Source organism: Paenibacillus sp. LC231 (assembly GCF_001860525.1).
In the GTDB taxonomy this organism is placed as follows: domain Bacteria; phylum Bacillota; class Bacilli; order Paenibacillales; family Paenibacillaceae; genus Paenibacillus_AQ.
This window is the reverse complement of record NZ_JFOM01000006.1, coordinates 155,682-171,313: the sequence shown is the minus strand read 5'-3', so window position 1 is coordinate 171,313 and position 15,632 is coordinate 155,682. Positions and strand designations below refer to the sequence as shown.

12 protein-coding genes are annotated in these 15,632 nt (G+C 51.0%); 11 read left to right on the top strand and 1 reads right to left on the bottom strand.

The window, feature by feature from the left end; translation table 11 throughout:
- The first annotated feature begins 73 nt into the window (after window positions 1-73).
- Together AK95_RS03670 and AK95_RS03665 are read left to right on the top strand one after the other, a co-directional pair.
- Window positions 74-766, top strand: a complete 693-nt coding sequence (locus AK95_RS03670; RefSeq protein ID WP_071218578.1) for a response regulator transcription factor — start codon at window positions 74-76, stop codon at window positions 764-766.
- Window positions 763-1,848 carry a sensor histidine kinase gene (locus AK95_RS03665; protein WP_071218576.1) on the top strand — a complete coding sequence of 362 codons (1,086 nt, stop codon included), beginning with the start codon at window positions 763-765 and terminating at the stop codon, window positions 1,846-1,848. The genes AK95_RS03670 and AK95_RS03665 overlap by 4 nt, the downstream gene beginning before the upstream one ends.
- A gap of 19 nt (window positions 1,849-1,867) precedes the next feature.
- Here AK95_RS03665 and AK95_RS03660 read toward each other — a convergent pair whose 3' ends face one another.
- Window positions 1,868-3,061, bottom strand: a complete 1,194-nt coding sequence (locus tag AK95_RS03660) for a glycoside hydrolase family 88 protein (protein WP_071218575.1) — start codon at window positions 3,059-3,061, stop codon at window positions 1,868-1,870.
- A 260-nt stretch (window positions 3,062-3,321) separates the two neighbouring features.
- On the opposite strand from AK95_RS03660, the gene AK95_RS03655 reads away from it, so the two are divergent.
- The 9 genes from AK95_RS03655 to AK95_RS03615 all read left to right on the top strand — a co-directional run bounded on the left by AK95_RS03655 (window position 3,322) and on the right by AK95_RS03615 (window position 15,504).
- Complete coding sequence (locus tag AK95_RS03655) at window positions 3,322-3,504, top strand: tautomerase family protein (protein WP_071218573.1); 183 nt, start codon at window positions 3,322-3,324, stop codon at window positions 3,502-3,504.
- Between the two features lie 6 nt (window positions 3,505-3,510).
- On the top strand, window positions 3,511-4,476 hold the full coding sequence (locus AK95_RS03650) for an ABC transporter permease (RefSeq protein ID WP_071218571.1): 966 nt from the start codon (window positions 3,511-3,513) through the stop codon (window positions 4,474-4,476).
- Between the two features lie 18 nt (window positions 4,477-4,494).
- Window positions 4,495-5,367 (top strand): carbohydrate ABC transporter permease, encoded by an 873-nt coding sequence (locus AK95_RS03645; RefSeq protein ID WP_071218569.1) that lies wholly within the window; start codon window positions 4,495-4,497, stop codon window positions 5,365-5,367.
- 125 nt (window positions 5,368-5,492) lie between these two features.
- The gene (locus AK95_RS03640) at window positions 5,493-7,079 is read left to right on the top strand and encodes an extracellular solute-binding protein (RefSeq protein ID WP_071218567.1); all 1,587 of its coding nucleotides are present in this window, start codon (window positions 5,493-5,495) and stop codon (window positions 7,077-7,079) included.
- A gap of 110 nt (window positions 7,080-7,189) precedes the next feature.
- Window positions 7,190-8,239: a response regulator transcription factor gene (locus AK95_RS03635; RefSeq protein WP_071218566.1), complete on the top strand. Its 1,050-nt coding sequence runs from the start codon at window positions 7,190-7,192 to the stop codon at window positions 8,237-8,239.
- Complete coding sequence (locus AK95_RS03630; protein WP_071218565.1) at window positions 8,236-10,107, top strand: cache domain-containing sensor histidine kinase; 1,872 nt, start codon at window positions 8,236-8,238, stop codon at window positions 10,105-10,107. Before AK95_RS03635 ends, AK95_RS03630 begins: the two co-directional genes overlap by 4 nt.
- Window positions 10,108-10,122: 15 nt before the next feature.
- Window positions 10,123-10,890, top strand: a complete 768-nt coding sequence (locus tag AK95_RS03625) for an SDR family NAD(P)-dependent oxidoreductase (protein WP_071218564.1) — start codon at window positions 10,123-10,125, stop codon at window positions 10,888-10,890.
- Between the two features lie 8 nt (window positions 10,891-10,898).
- Window positions 10,899-13,151, top strand: coding sequence for a heparinase II/III domain-containing protein (locus AK95_RS03620; RefSeq protein ID WP_071218563.1), 2,253 nt, complete (start codon window positions 10,899-10,901; stop codon window positions 13,149-13,151).
- Window positions 13,135-15,504 carry a DUF4962 domain-containing protein gene (locus tag AK95_RS03615; RefSeq protein WP_071218561.1) on the top strand — a complete coding sequence of 790 codons (2,370 nt, stop codon included), beginning with the start codon at window positions 13,135-13,137 and terminating at the stop codon, window positions 15,502-15,504. Before AK95_RS03620 ends, AK95_RS03615 begins: the two co-directional genes overlap by 17 nt.
- The last annotated feature ends 128 nt before the right edge of the window (window positions 15,505-15,632 follow it).

The window sequence follows — 15,632 nt, the reverse complement described above, 5'->3', positions numbered from 1 at the left end:
AGTTTCAGTTACAATAGGGTCTTATGTTAAAGTTGACTTGTACGGATGAAGGATACTATAAGGAGAAACCGGAATGAAGACCATATTAATCGTGGATGATGAACCGAATATTCGAGAAGTTCTCGTATCCTATCTGAACAAAGAACATTATCTGACGCTGGAAGCGGCCAACGGCGCTGAAGCGTTCGATTTCCTGCGAAAGCAATCCGTGGATCTTGTTATATTGGACCTCATGCTCCCGGATATGGATGGCGAGCGGATATGCCAGGAGATTCGAACGTTTAGCCCGGTACCCATTATCATGCTAACGGCTAAGGTGGCTCAGAACAGCCGGATTGGCGGGTTTGCCATCGGAGCCGATGATTATATCGTGAAGCCGTTCGACCCTCGGGAAGTTGTAGCAAGAGTCAAGGCCGTCCTGAGACGAGGAGATGACAGCAAGCTCCTGGCGGATGTAATTGTGTATCACCAAGGCGCGCTGGCCATTCATTCGATGAAACATGAAGTTACCTGCCATGGACAGGTTGTAAACTTGACGCCAAGCGAATACAAATTGCTGCTTCTGTTGGCCAAGTATCCCCAGCGCAACTTCTCGCGCGAAGAACTGGTTGATCGCGTGTTAGGTTATGACTTTATCGGCGACATCCGAATTATTGATCAGCATATCAAGAATCTGAGGCAAAAGATTGAATCCGACCCTAGGCAGCCCCAATATATCATCACCGTTTATGGATTCGGATACCGCTTTGGAGGTGATAGGACTTGAAGCATCGGCTGGACCTGAGGCTTGCCGCTATCATCATCAGTATCACGGCAGGGATATTGATCATGTTTACCGTAATCAATATTGTGACCAACCATTATCATATCGCCATGTTCCAGCAGCAATCATCCGTGCATGATGGAATGGCTGAGCTGAATTATCATTTGGAGCAGGCGCAGATGCAATCCATCATATTGACATGTCTTCTATCAATTGCGATTGCTTCCGTAATAGGCATATATGTTGCAAAGAGAATATCGGCTCCCCTCGTCCAGATGAAACGAGCGGCTGAAATGATGACGCGTGGGAATTGGGACATCCGTGTGACAACCAAAGGGTACGATGAAATTGCGGGACTCGGTTCTTCGCTGAACGAGCTGGCTGTGCAGTTACAGAAGCAGGAGCTGCTGCGCAGGAATATGACCCAAGATATCGCACATGAACTGCGAACGCCGTTAACCACATTAAAGAGTCACACCCGTGCACTAGAGGATGGCATATGGGAGCCGACGGCAGAACGGTTTCAAACGTGCTTGGAAGAGATTGATCGATTGATTCAGCTCGTCACGGAGCTCGAGGATTTGCACGATATGGAATCGCCGGAATTTCAACTATCCCGATCCAAGCAGGAGCTTGGTCACATCATGGAGAGGGCGATCACCTTGGCGGCAGCAATGTATCATGAAAAAAAGGTAGACCTGCAATATGTCAGCGGTTCGCCGATCCTAGCCGAGGTGGATGCCGACCGAATGCTTCAGGTGCTAATCAATATGTTAAGTAATGCCTTACACTACACGCCAGCTGGCGGAACGGTGCAAGCCGAGCTCGTGGACGAAGGGGCACATGCCCTGATTCGAATACAGGATTCAGGTCAGGGGATCTCTTCCTACGATCTGCCGTTTATATTCGAAAGGCTATACCGGGGCGATAAGTCGAGGAATCGTTTAAGCGGCGGAAGTGGAATGGGGCTGGCCATCGTCAAGCAGCTGGTTTCCGCTCATGGCGGTCAAGTGTGGGCCGAAAGCGGAGATGAGTTTACAGGCGGCAGCTGCTTTTATATTCGGATTCCGAAAAAGAATAAATAAACACGACCAAAAAACCGGATCAGAAGATCCGGTTTTTCCATCCCATTAACTTGGCAGCGGTCTCAACATAATAGTAATCTCCATAGATCAGCGAAACGTTTATATTTTGTCCGGCAGGCAGATGTCCCGTGGCTTCCTTCAGTATGCCTTCATAAGCGGGGTCATCCCATTCGGCGTAATGGGCCGTTAAGGAGTTGATGATACGCAAGGCACTTTCACGATACAGAGTTCTTTCGGTTATAGGCACCAGGTCCGCGAGTTCAAGTAGACCGGAAGCGGCGCAGGATGCTGCTGACGTATCCCGGGGCTCGGTAGTCTTCGGGGATGCTTCCGTCTCTTCATGAGCGGATGGTTCCATCTCCTTGCTCTCCGCACGGAAATCCCAGCGGGGTATGGAATCCTTCTCAAGAGAAGCTATGAAGAAATGGGCCACCCGCTTGGCGGCTTCAAGGTACTGAATATCGCGGGTATAGCGATAGGTGTTAGCCATGCCATGCAATGCCCAGGCCGCTCCCCGGCTCCAAGCAGATTCCGGACCATAGCCTTGTCCTCCCAGCGCTTCGATAAATTCTCCCGTTAACGGATCAAATCGGCAGATGTGCCGAACGGAGCCGTCCGGTCTTATGAAAAACTCGGCAACCGTATTCGCTTGGGCTCTGGCGATATGAGCGAATCTCGGGTCACCACTCTCCTCGGAAGCCCAGAATAGGAGGGAGAGGTTCATGGTGGAGTCGATAATGGACCAGCCTTCATTCCCATGGTTCCATGAAGTGGGTTTCACCTGATTCCAAGCACGTATGAATTTCCCGACCGGGTTATACCTCCCTGCCAGCAGGGTAGCGGCCAACAATCCTCTCCGCCTGGCATCCGCATCGCCGGTCAGCTTATATTTGATGACGGCAGTCGGCAGAAATTGAAAGCCGACATCGTGATGGAAATTACTGTCCCCGATAAGCGCTTGTTCAAGCTGAACATCCCATTCCCAAGCCCACTCCTTATACTGCGGCTGCTTGGTCATCTCATACATGATCCAGAGCATTCCCGGCCAAAAACCGGAGGTCCACCAGTCGATCCGGGTGGAATCATAGATTCCGTTCTTTGTTGCATGAGGAACTTTGCCTTGAAGCTGTCCGGTCATTCGCGACAGTTTCCTTTCCAATTGCCCCCATAATAGCGAATAGGGCGATATCGTTTCCTGTTGTTGTCCGTTCATCGTTAACCTCCCAAAACTGATGTCATCGTGTGGCTCATTGTCGCAACTGCTTTGATCCATTGTTCCATAGAAGGCTGGAAAATTCTACATATACAGCTTAAGAACTATTGAAATAACAAGTCGATCTTAAAAAAACACAAGCGGCCGATCCACCTAAAAAAAACACAAAGGAACCGATCTTCTTCCATTGCTGCCCGGTCATGAAAACTTATAGGATAAGGATATTCATCACATCATCATTCCTAAGGAGGCGAAAGCCGATGCCGCAAATTACGATTAAATTGTATGAAGGACGCACGGATGAGCAGAAGAACGAAATCGTTGATGTTTTTACAAAGGAGCTGTCACGGATCATTGATCGTGAGCCTGAATTTATCAGCATTCAGTTTGACGAAATTCCGATTGATGACAACGCACCGGCCAATTTGAGAAACAAGAGGTGAAGACAGATGGCCGAGCCAAGCAAAGCGGCAGCAGTTAGCCCAAAGCTGGAGGGAAAGATCGATAATCGCAGAAGAATACTCGGCTTCATGTGGAAATACAGAGCGCTGTATTTCATATCGCTGCCGGGACTGCTGTTCTTCGGATTATTCAAGTATGTTCCGTTAATGGGCTCCGTGATCGCATTTCAGAACTACAATCTGTTTGCAGGCGTGACGGGAAGTCCCTGGGTGGGGCTTGAGCACTTTCAGCGAATGTTCCAGCACTATGATTTTTTGAAAATTCTGCGGAATACACTTCTGCTGGGTACATATGACATTCTGTTTGCTTTTACTGCCCCCATCGTTTTGGCTTTATTACTCAATGAGGTGCGCCAGGTCGTTTACAAGAAAATTGTCCAGACGATATTCTATGCGCCGCATTTTCTGTCATGGGTCATTGTAAGCGGTATCTTTGTGGGGATCCTGTCTCCATCGTCTGGGATCGTGAACGTAATGCTCGGCTGGTTCGGTATCGATCCGATTTATTTCCTTGGCGAAGATTCCTACATTCGAACGGTGTTGGTGGGCTCAGGACTATGGAGAGATGTCGGATGGGGGACCATCATTTATCTGGCGGCGCTCGCAGGCATTAATCCGGACCTCTACGAAGCCTCCGAAATCGATGGAGCGGGGAGATGGCGCCAGACGCTCAGCATTACCCTGCCGGCGCTGCTTCCCGTGATAACGATCCTGTTCCTGCTCAAAATCGGGGACTTCATGGATTATGGGTTTGAACGCGTATTCGTGTTTCAGAATCCGCTCAACATTCAGTCAAGCGAAATCTTGGACACGTACATATACAAAGCCGGCTTGCAGCAGCTTCAGTACAGTTATGCAACCGCCATCGGGGTGTTCAAATCGGTTGTCGGCTTGTTCCTGATTTCCATTGCAAACACCATCAGCAAGAAAGCGACCGGCGAGTCGCTGTATTAGAGGGGAGTGACAACCAACGTGAAATATGACAGTTTAGGCAGAAAACTGTTTCTTGTCGTGAACTATATCATCCTTACCTTTCTTGCACTCACCATGCTGCTCCCTTTTCTTAATGTCATTGCCCAGTCATTCAGCAGCCCGGGCGCTATCGATCGCGGAGAAGTGATGTTCTGGCCGGTGGAGTTTACCTTTGCCTACTACCAGCATGTGTTCAACGATATCTCCATCTGGAGGGCATTCGGGATCAGCGTCTACATTACGCTATTCGGAACCTTCATCAATCTGGCAGCAACCGCTTCGCTGGCGTATCCGCTCTCCAGGCCCGAATACGTGGGCAGAAAAACGATCATGATTATCATCCTGATGACCATGATTTTCACGGCACCGCTGATCCCGCAATTCATTCTGATGCGCGAGCTGAATCTCGTCAACACGCTATGGTCTTTGATGCTGCCATCGGCGATCAGCGCATTCAATCTGTTTGTGCTTCGAACCTTCTTCACCCAAATTCCGAGCGAATTGATCGATTCGTCCCGAATTGACGGGTGCAGCGAGGTCCGTACGCTATGGAGCATCGTGCTTCCGTTATCCAAACCGGCGCTGGCGACAGTAGGGATATTCTACTCCGTAACCAATTGGAACAAATACATGGACGCCCTCTACTATATCAATGATCGCGCCAAGTATCCGCTGCAGGTAAAATTAAGGGAGCTTCTGGTGAACGAGGGCCTGACCGATACGGGGAACCTTGCATTCGAGGCAAGTTCCCAGTCCGTACAAGGCATACAAATGGCGGTTATTCTGGTAGCCACAGTGCCCATCATTCTCTTGTATCCGTTTCTGCAGCGCTTCTTCATTCATGGGATGATGATTGGATCGATCAAAGAGTAATCCTAAAAAAACGACAAACCGAGCCAAAGACATTCCTTGTTCCCGCCCAGACGGCTCTCTATACTGATATTAAGTTTGAAAGCGCTATTATGAGCGACTATATTAGCTTGAAAAGAGGGGTATTCATGAGAAAAAGTTGGACACGTATGCTTACGTCAGGTCTCGTACTGGCCATGCTCGTTGGCTGTTCGGGCAATAATGGCGGAGGCGGGGGAGCCAATGCCGGCGGAGGTGACAGCAACGGGCAAGGCGGAAGTGAAGCAGGGCCAACGAAATTCTCTATTTCGATGCGGACGCTTAACGTATCCTACGTCGAGAAGAATCCGGATATCAACAAGGATAAGTACGTGCTGGAGCTAGAGAAAATGACGAACACGGACCTGGATATCCGCCTGATTCCGCATAACGAATATCAGGATAAAATGGTGCAAATGTTTGCGACAAATGACATTCCGGATGTGGTGCAGGGCACTGGCGGAATCAGCGGTCCCGAGCTGGCGGGTGCCGTGGAGAACGGAGTCTTTCTCCCGCTGAACGACCTCCTGCAGGAGCATGGGCAGGACCTGCTCAAGTTTATACCCGAGGAAGCCTGGAAGCGGATGACGGATTCCAAGACGGGTAATATCTACGGGATTCCCGAGATCTTGTCCAATCCGTCCAGACGCGCCACATGGATTCGGACCGACCTGCTGGAGAAAGTAGGCAAGAAGATCCCGACAACGGTGGAAGAGACGATGGATGTGCTGCGCGCTTTCAAAGAAGCCGGGGTGGAGCAGCCTTATGCCGGACGCCAGAATTTCAAATACGCGGATACCTTCTTCGGTGCCTATGACGTGCTGGGTTACCTGAACCAATTCAAGGTGTTCCCGGACGGCAAAGTAAAGCCAACCTTCTTCGATGAAGAAAATATGAAGCAAGCTATTCAGATCTATAAGACGATGCACGAGGAAGGATTGATCAGCAAGGAATTCGCGACGATTGAAAGCGCGGACTTCAAATCCATCGTCACGAGCGGCAAAGCCGGCATGTGGTCCATGAACGCGAATGAGCTTCCGATTTGGGGCACCCAGCTGAAGGAGAATGTCCCGGACGCGACAGTAGCTTTGATTCCTTCGCCGGTAGGGCCTGACGGCAAAGGGGGATATGCTCATTACAATCCGGTCACGCGCTCCTTCTTCATCAATGCGAAGGCGAAGGATAAAGCCGAGGATATCGTGAAGTTCTTCAATTGGATGGTCAGCGAAGATGCGGAATTGTTCTTCAGCTTCGGCATTGAAGGCGAGGATTACCAGGTAACCGAAGGCAAGCCGGTATTCGAGGTTCCGACGGACGCGGCAGGTGCGGATAAGATGCGTTATCTGAACTACTGGCTGTGGCTGGTGCAGGATACAACCTATAACAAACGCGTATCCGAGTTGTCCGATTCCGGCAAAGAGCTGATAGATGCTTTTGATAACATGCTTTCGAACGAGGGTCGCCGCGGCATTGAATTCGATCCGCGACTGGAGGCGATGGTGAAATATCCGGAGCTGAATCCGAAGTCGGATGAGCTGCCGCCGCTGATTCTGGAGCATGTGCTCCGCATGGTATACGGCAGAGAGCCTATCGATAACTACAGCAAGGTGCTCGAGGAGTATCTGTCCAAAGGGGGCAGCGAGATTATTGAGGAGGCTACGAAACGATATAACGGGAAAGAAAACGCTTTCGAATAAGTGGAGCATGTTTTAGTATAGTGTTGAAGAATGACTCCTCTGCTTGCCTAAGCAGAGGAGTATCTTGCTAAAGCTAAACTACTCTCGCTGTCTTGAAAGGGGAATGGGTAATGTACCGCATTCTGGTCGTTGATGATGAACCTATGATAAGGATGGGCTTGGCGAAACTGATCACGCAGACGGACCCAGCCATGATTCAAGCGGCAACGGCCGGCAACGGCATGGAAGCATTGGAAGCCATTCAGACGGCACGACCGGACTTCATTTTTACGGATATCAAAATGCCCAAGATGGACGGCCTGGAGCTCAGCAAGCAGCTCTATGAAACATACGGCGATATCACGGTTGTTGTCATCTCCGGTTACGGTGATTTCGAATACGCCCAGAAATGCATGTCGTATGGAGTTAAGGAGTATCTGCTCAAGCCTGTGACCAAATCGGTGGTACATAACACCATGAATAAATTGATGGCGGATCGAAAGTCTATGCAAGAGAAGCAGCGGATTTATTTTCCACTCTCCAAGCTGGAGGACTGGCTGGAGCAGCTGGAACAGGCCGTATGGCTTTTACAAATGAACGATATCCAGCACAAGCTGCAAGAAATCGAGGATTACTGCAACGAACGCAGGCTTGAATCGATTCAGCTTCAGGAACTGCTGGATGAACTGTATGCGAAACTGATCAAGCAGTTAAACGGCCGGGATGTGTATTCGTTTGAACGTATGACAGGCATCACGGGGTCTGCGCCCGGAGGGAACCATCACTATTTCGAGAGATTTCGCATGGCCGTGAATCAGACGGTGAAGTTCATACGCGACAAGCGGAAAGGAAATGCCAAAGAGCCTGTAGAAGAAGCGAAGGCATATATCGAGCGCAACTTGTCCCGTGATCTCTCACTCGATGAGGTTGCCGATATGCTTGGGCTCAACCCGTCCTATTTCAGTCAGTTGTTTAAACAGATGACGGATGAGACCTTTGTCCATTACCGGATCAAGAAAAGAATGGAGAAAGCGAAGAAGCTCCTCGCCATTCCTCATTATAAAATTACGGACATTTCGTTTGAAGTAGGGTACGCGGATCATCCCCATTTTACGAAGACCTTCAAGAAGGTCACCGGTTACACCCCTTCCGAATACCGGGAGCTGCTGGGGATCGAATGATGCGCAAGAGCCTGTCTCGTCAAATCTTCTTGTACTTCTTTATCGTTATATTGTTCTCGCTTTCTACGGTTGGCGTATTCTTCTATATCAAATCATCCGAAGCGATCGATGAACAGGTTGAGAAGTATATGACCACTGTTATCACAAACGCGGCAAGGCAAACGGATAACCAGCTGCAGATATTCGAGCGGATCAGCAATACGATTTTGCTGCAGGATTCGGTCAAACGCTTTATGGATATGGACCCAAGCGACAGCTATGAACATTACCGATTTACCAATCTTATCCGCAAGGATGTCTTTCAGAAGATCTTAATACAATATCCGACGCAGACTCACATGATGTATATACTCGGGTTTCATGGCAGAGCGATTTTTGATCAGAATCAGAGCTTCTCTGCTATGTCGATTGATCCGTCAGGCCGCCTTCGCGAACTTACGGAGAAGACGCCGGAGAACGGGGAGATCGTCATATTGAAGACCAGCTTGCTGGAGAAGGATCGGGACAACGTCATCACGGTAGCGCGCAAAATCCGGGGAATGAATTCGTACGAAGTGAAAGGCGTGCTGGCGGTTGAGTTCAATGAAGACCAGCTGTCGAGTTTATGGAACGGCGTCGATCTCGGGGAGCAGGGCTTCTTCTTCATCCTGGATCGCGAAGGCGAAGTTGTCTATGCCCCTGAGCACGTGGATATGGACGCGATTACTTCCACCGACCTGCCGGATCGGATTATCGCCAAAGGCGATCATCGATTCATAGAACCGGTGCTTGGCGACAAAACGATGATCATTTCGCGCCAGTCCGAGTATTCGGGCTGGAGCCTCGTCATTATGATGCCGCTGGATGAACTCCGGGCACCGATTTCGGGTATTCGGTCCACTACGATTATCGTAGGCTTCGTTACACTGATCATTGCGCTCATTCTGGCTTACAGATTCGGGAAATCAATTGTCAATCCGATCCGCAATCTGAAGAACGGGATGAGGCAGACGGAGAAGGGGAACTGGACGCATATCACCGACGTGAAACCGCGGGAGGACGAGATCGGGGGATTGATCCATAGCTACAATCTCATGGTCAGCCGTTTGTCCGATATGATCGAGCAGGTTTATGACACGGAGCTCCACAATCAGAAAACGCAGCTGGAGCTGCAGGACATCCAACTGGAGCGCCAGCGGGCAGAGTTCCAGGCGCTCCAATTACAGATCAATCCGCATTTTCTGTACAACACCCTGGAAACAATCAATTGTTATGCGATCGTTCAGGATTCCGACGAGATCTCGGACATGGTGGAGGCGATGGCTTTCATGCTTCGATACTCCATCCAGACGAACCTGGAGGAGATCACCATTGCCAACGAGCTCAATCATGTACGGCATTACATGATGATTTTGAAGCATCGCATCGGGCGCGATTTCGAGATCGAGGTGGCGACGCCGCCCGAGCTCCTGTTGGAGAAGATGGTCAGGCTCTCCTTGCAGCCGATTGTCGAGAATATTTTTCAGCATGCTTTTCCGGAAGGGATCGAAGTTTGGCATTACATTCGGATTGACACGAGAATAGAACAGGACAATTTGCTGGTTATTGTAGAGGACAACGGCGCAGGCATAGCGGACCATAAGCTTCTTAAACTGCGCAAGAGGCTCGAGGAAAACCGCCTGGTCGACGATGACGACGGAATGCATGTCCGGCGCAAGGGCGGAATCGGCATCGTCAATGTCCATCGGCGAATTCAGATGGTTTATGGCGAAGAGTACGGAATAACAGTTTATAGTTCGCCGGATCAAGGCACAAAAATCATCATGACGATGCCGCGAATGGAAAGAGTGCGTGACCAAGAGAGCAGACTGAAACAGCTGCAAACCTAATCAGGAGGGATTAATATGCATATTAACTTATCGGGTAACATCGCTTTAGTCACAGGTTCGAGTGGAGGGATCGGTCGTGCGGTAGCATTAAGGCTGGCAAGAAGCGGAGCCAAGGTCGCGCTGAACTACCTGAACAGCAAGGAAGCCGCCGAAGAAGCCGTGGCGGAGATTCGAAGTTTTGGCGGCGAGGCGTATGCATTTCGTGCAGACGTTACGCAGGTGGAGCAGGCAGAGGCACTTGTAGCTGATGTGGAGAAGGCATTTGGCGGACCGGTTACGATTCTGGTTAATAATGCGGGGCATTTGGTTGAGCGTCTGGCGAATGCGGAAATGACCGAGGAACTCTACAACAAGGTCATGGATGTGAATATGAAAAGCACGGTATTCATGAGCAAAGCCGTCATCCCGGGCATGAAAGCCGCCGGTCAAGGTCGCATTGTCAATATGACCTCGGTTGCGGCACATAACGGCGGCGGACCCGGCGCAAGCATTTATGCTGCCAGCAAAGCGGCCGTCCTGAGCTATACCAAGGGACTAGCGAAGGAGCTCGCTTCAAGCGGAATTAACGTGAATGCCGTATCGCCGGGCTTTATCGGACAGACGGCGTTTCACGCCACCTTTACCCCGGATGACGCGCGAAAAGCAACGATCAAGGGCATTCCGCTGGGGCGGGAGGGCACCCCGGACGATGTCGCCGGCTCCGTTCTGTTCCTCGTTTCGGAGCTGTCCTCGTATCTAACGGGGGAGACGATCGAAATTAACGGCGGCATGTTCATGCGATGAGGGATTGGATGAAGGTCAAATCGAAGTTGATATTCTATCCGTGGAGCGAACGTACAGTCGATATCCTGAAGGCCGAGCTTGATCAGGTCATCGACCGGAAGCTGGATGTTCCTGTCGAGCCCGGCGGCTGGTGGCACCAATACGTGTGTCCCGAACATCATACGGAACTGATGTTTGATCCGCTGGAAGCCGATTGCAGCTCCTATCGTTGTCCCTATGGCTGCGAAGTGGAGGGGGAACCGTACAGGGGGGCTTGGCTGGTATTCAAGCATCAGGCTATGGCCAGATACGTTCTGCAATCTGCCGCCGTTTATGCCGGTACGGGAGAGCAGGTCTACGCCGATCTTGGAAAAAAGCTGATCGTCCGCTACGCGGAGCAATTTCCTCTTTATCCTGTCCACCCGGATGCCCAGCCCTGGATGCTGAAAGGGCGCGCATTCCATCAGGCTTTGACCGAAGCCGTCTGGGCAACGACATTGCTTCGCGGCTATCTGCTTCTGGAGGATGCGCAAGTGTCGTTTCACGAGGCTGAACGCCGGAAGATTGATCATTTCCTGCATATGCTTGAGAGCAGCATGACGGAATATCATCATATGTTGACCCAGGATCGCGGAAATCCCGAGAACAACTATACCGCCTGGCTGATTGCCGCGCTGTTTAGTATCTATGCGGTGCAAGGCGAAGCGGAGAAGCTGCGGCAGCTGGTCGTGAAGGAAGGCGGCCTGCGGCATCATCTCAGCATTGCCATCAGGCCGGATCAGCTTGAATTTGAAGGCAGCGTGTATTACCACGTATTCGTACTCCGTGCTTACCTGATTGCGGCGGAGATGGGAACCCGGGTTGGTGAAGAGCTTTTTTCCCTGAGGGGAGAGCAAGGCCAATCCATGCAGGGAATGCTGGCGGTACTGGTTCGATTGGCTGACCAAAACGGCTCCCTGCCTGCACTTCACGACGGTCCTTATCGAAGGGCTCCGTATGCGCGAGAAATCGCCGAGATTGTGGAAATCGGTTTATCCGTCTATGGGGATAAGAGCTATCGACGATTGTTAGACAATGTGTATCGTGAATTGAATGGAGAAGCCGGCCGGATCGGCATGCTGGAAGCTCTGTTGTACGGTACGGGCCATTGGGATGGAAGATACGGAATGGCTGCTTCTGAGGTGAAGGATTCTCATCGGAAGACATCGGAAGGAGTATGGGAAGTCGGGGACGTCATCGAAGTCCGAGTGACACGAGAAGTGCAAGGAGCAGGCGATGCAGAACATGCGAACCAAGCAGGTAATGAAACTGAAGGAAAGGAAGCAAGGAAAGCAAGGGACAATGAAGGCAGAAACCAGAATGACTTGCCCGATCTTTCCGCTTCTTCGGTCTTTCTTCCTCACAGCGGATTTGCCCTGTTGAAGTCGAATCATTCGAATGGGCTTCAGGCATTGGTCGATTTTGGCCCTCATGGTGGATCACATGGTCACTTCGATAAACTGAATCTGATGATTCATGTCGGGAACCAGCCACTATCGCCAGACCGTGGTACCGTACCGTACGGTTCGATCCTGAAGAAGGAATGGTATCCCCATACAGCCTGCCACAACACCGTCTCGGTTGGACGACGCTCCCAGAATCCGACCGAAGGGAAATGCATTCGGTATGAATCCGGTTCGGATTTTACTTATCTCTGGGTACGGTCCGATCAGGCTTATGAACAGGGCGTCCTGGACCGGCACCTGATATTGACGGATGACTGGCTTCTGGATTGGTTCGAAGTGGAATTGGAAGAGCCGGCAGCTGTGGATTGGTGGTTTCATTATATTGGCCAAGGAGAGCTTAGCGGGCTTCCAAATGCTGATCAGGGCCATGTTGTAACGGATCTAGGAAACGAAGATGGATACGCATATGTAAAAGAAAGCTGCACGCACGTCTTGTCCCAGGATGGATTACAATTCAATCTCCACATTGCCAATGCAGCAGGGCCGCTGGCGGTAACTTCATTTATCGCCTTTGAGGGGATGGGATGCACACAGGTGGAGTCACCTGGAATTGCGGACGATCCCAGCCGAAGGATGGAGGGAATCCGGCTTCGTCGGACAGATTCGCAAGCCCGCTTCATTGCCGTCTACCGTATCGGTACGGAGCCGCTGACATTGGAATGGAACCGGTCGGAGAATGGGGACTGGCTCAGCTTGTCCGATGGCAGGACCGCGAGATGCTTCACGATGACCAACAACGGGTTGAAGGAGAGGGTACTCGATGAAAACCTTGTTTGAACCGAAAAGCGGATTGTTGTCCGTGCCATATCAACCGGATGCAGAGAGTAAGCTGCTTGAGAATCCTCCCCGTTTCACCTGGATGCCGGGACAGCTGGAGAACGACCGTTATATGCTGCAGATTTCGACCTCACCCTCGTATGAAACGGAAGCGACAATGACAATCGCGCCGATTCCCTATAACTTATACACTCCGGATCACGTTCTGGAGGCAGGTACTTATTATTGGCGCTATGCCTTGCTGACCGGGGAACAAGGGGAGGATGCGATGGACGCTGCCCTTAACCGTTCTTCATGGAGCCAATCCCGAATGTTTCATGTTCCGGAGGGCCTCCCTGAGACTCCCCTGCCTAACCGAGGGGAGCGCTATGAACGGACGCATACCGGGCATCCGCGGTTATGGCTGGATGAGAAGGGGGTGGCGGCGTTCCGTGAACATTTACGTCAGGATGATGATTACTGCGGCTGGCGCGCTTTTTACGAGAAATCGGTCATTCCGTGGCTGGATAAGCCGTTAATTCCGGAACCGGAACGTTATCCCGGCAATAAGCGTGTCGCAAAGCTGTGGAGAAAAATGTACATGGATTGCCAAGAAACGCTGTATGCCATCCGGCACTTAAGCGTGGCAGGGGTCATTATGCAGGATGATGCTTTGATAGCCAAAGCAAAGTCGTGGCTGCTTCACGCGGCCCGGTGGGACACGGAAGGTACAACGTCCAGGGATTACAACGATGAAGCGGCGTTCCGGATCGTTGGCGCACTCGCGTGGGGATACGACTGGCTCCACGATTACCTCACCGCAGAGGAGATTGATCTCGTCAGGGGTGTTCTTCTGCGGCGTACGGAGCAGGTGGCCTTCCATGTGATGGAGCGCTCGAAAATCCATCATGTTCCTTATGACAGCCATGCTGTTCGTTCGTTGTCCTCCGTGCTTGTCCCAGCCTGCATTGCCATGCTGCATGAAGAGGCCGAGGCACAGACATGGCTGGATTACACGTTGGAATACTACGCCTGCCTCTATTCGCCTTGGGGCGGAGAAGATGGAGGCTGGGCCGAGGGGCCGCTCTATTGGACAACCGGCATGGCGTTTGTGATAGATGCGCTTAATCTCATTCGCAGCTACGTATCGATTGATTTCTATAAACGGCCGTTCTTTGGGCGCACCGGCGATTTTCCGCTCTACTGCAGCAGCCCGGATACGATTCGGGCCAGCTTCGGAGACCAGTCCTATCTCGGCGAACCCGTCAGTCTGAAGACGGCTTTCAATATTCGCCAGTATGCAGGCATTACAGGCAACGGATTATATCAGTGGTATTATGAACAAGTAGCCAAAACGGATACGGACGCCGACACCAAGTTTTACAATTACGGCTGGTGGGATTTCCGCTTTGACGACATGCTGTACCGGCATGATTATCCTCAAGTGGAGGCTGTTTCACCTTCTGTTACCATTCCGTTTTCTTTCAATAACGCTTCGGAAGCGAAGGAAGGGACCATCCAATCCGTCAAATGGTTCCGGGATATTGACTGGGTGGCAATGCATCACCGGATGGATGATCCGGATGAACATATCATGCTGCTGGCAAAGAGCAGCCGTTACGGCTCCATGAGCCACAGTCACGGTGACCAGAACGGATTCCTGCTGCACGCGTATGGCGAACCACTCGCTATCGAGAGTGGATATTACATCGCTTTTGGAAGCACGATGCATATGAATTGGCGGAGGCAGACGCGTTCCACGAACAATATTCTCATCGATGGCCATGGGCAGTATGCGGGAAAAGATAAGGTGCTCTGCATCGAGGCCAGCGGGAAGGTCGAGCAAGTTGACGCGTCACCAGGGTACGGGTATACCCGTATGAACGCTACGCAGGCCTACCTGGAGAATGTCCCTTATCTTGAGCGGTATGTGCGCGAGATCTATTTTTTTGACGAATCATATTTTGTCATTGTGGATACGGTGGATCTCGCCAAGCCAGCTAGCATCGAGTGGCTGTTTCATACCCTGAACCGGATGAAGCTGTCGGGGCAGACGTTTCGGGTGTTGGGCAGCAAAGCGGAAATGGAAGGGCGATTCGTGTACAGTTCATCCGGCGACTTGTCGCTGAATCAGCATAATCAGTTCACCGATGTCGATCCCGAAGAAATCGATGGGCTGGATAACCAGTGGCATCTGCATGCTGAAACGAAATCTGCGGCAAGCCATCGCATCGCGACCCTCCTGGTTCCCATGAAGGCGGATGAGAATAAATATGTCTCGTATTTCCTGGATGATCAGGACCATGGAGTTCATATCTATTTCACGAACGAAGATGGGAACACAAGAAAGGTCGAGGTGCCTAAGGCATATTAATCTTAGAGGTGCTGATTCGATTAAGAATATAGACTCAACTTCAGCGAAAGCAGCTGGATGTTGAGTCTTTTTTTATGCATATTCACAATGCTGATGGATACAGCTACCGTTCTCGTAGAGATCATGGG

Excerpts from the sequence above, each read along its gene's own strand:
- AK95_RS03660 (WP_071218575.1), bottom strand. The coding sequence starts at position 3,061 with ATGAACGGACAACAACAGGAAACGATATCGCCCTATTCGCTATTATGG.
- AK95_RS03670 (WP_071218578.1), top strand. The coding sequence starts at position 74 with ATGAAGACCATATTAATCGTGGATGATGAACCGAATATTCGAGAAGTT.
- AK95_RS03640 (WP_071218567.1), top strand. The coding sequence starts at position 5,493 with ATGAGAAAAAGTTGGACACGTATGCTTACGTCAGGTCTCGTACTGGCC.
- AK95_RS03655 (WP_071218573.1), top strand. The coding sequence starts at position 3,322 with ATGCCGCAAATTACGATTAAATTGTATGAAGGACGCACGGATGAGCAG.
- AK95_RS03625 (WP_071218564.1), top strand. The coding sequence starts at position 10,123 with ATGCATATTAACTTATCGGGTAACATCGCTTTAGTCACAGGTTCGAGT.
- AK95_RS03615 (WP_071218561.1), top strand. The coding sequence starts at position 13,135 with ATGAAAACCTTGTTTGAACCGAAAAGCGGATTGTTGTCCGTGCCATAT.
- AK95_RS03635 (WP_071218566.1), top strand. The coding sequence starts at position 7,190 with ATGTACCGCATTCTGGTCGTTGATGATGAACCTATGATAAGGATGGGC.
- AK95_RS03650 (WP_071218571.1), top strand. The coding sequence starts at position 3,511 with ATGGCCGAGCCAAGCAAAGCGGCAGCAGTTAGCCCAAAGCTGGAGGGA.
- AK95_RS03630 (WP_071218565.1), top strand. The coding sequence starts at position 8,236 with ATGATGCGCAAGAGCCTGTCTCGTCAAATCTTCTTGTACTTCTTTATC.
- AK95_RS03620 (WP_071218563.1), top strand. The coding sequence starts at position 10,899 with ATGAAGGTCAAATCGAAGTTGATATTCTATCCGTGGAGCGAACGTACA.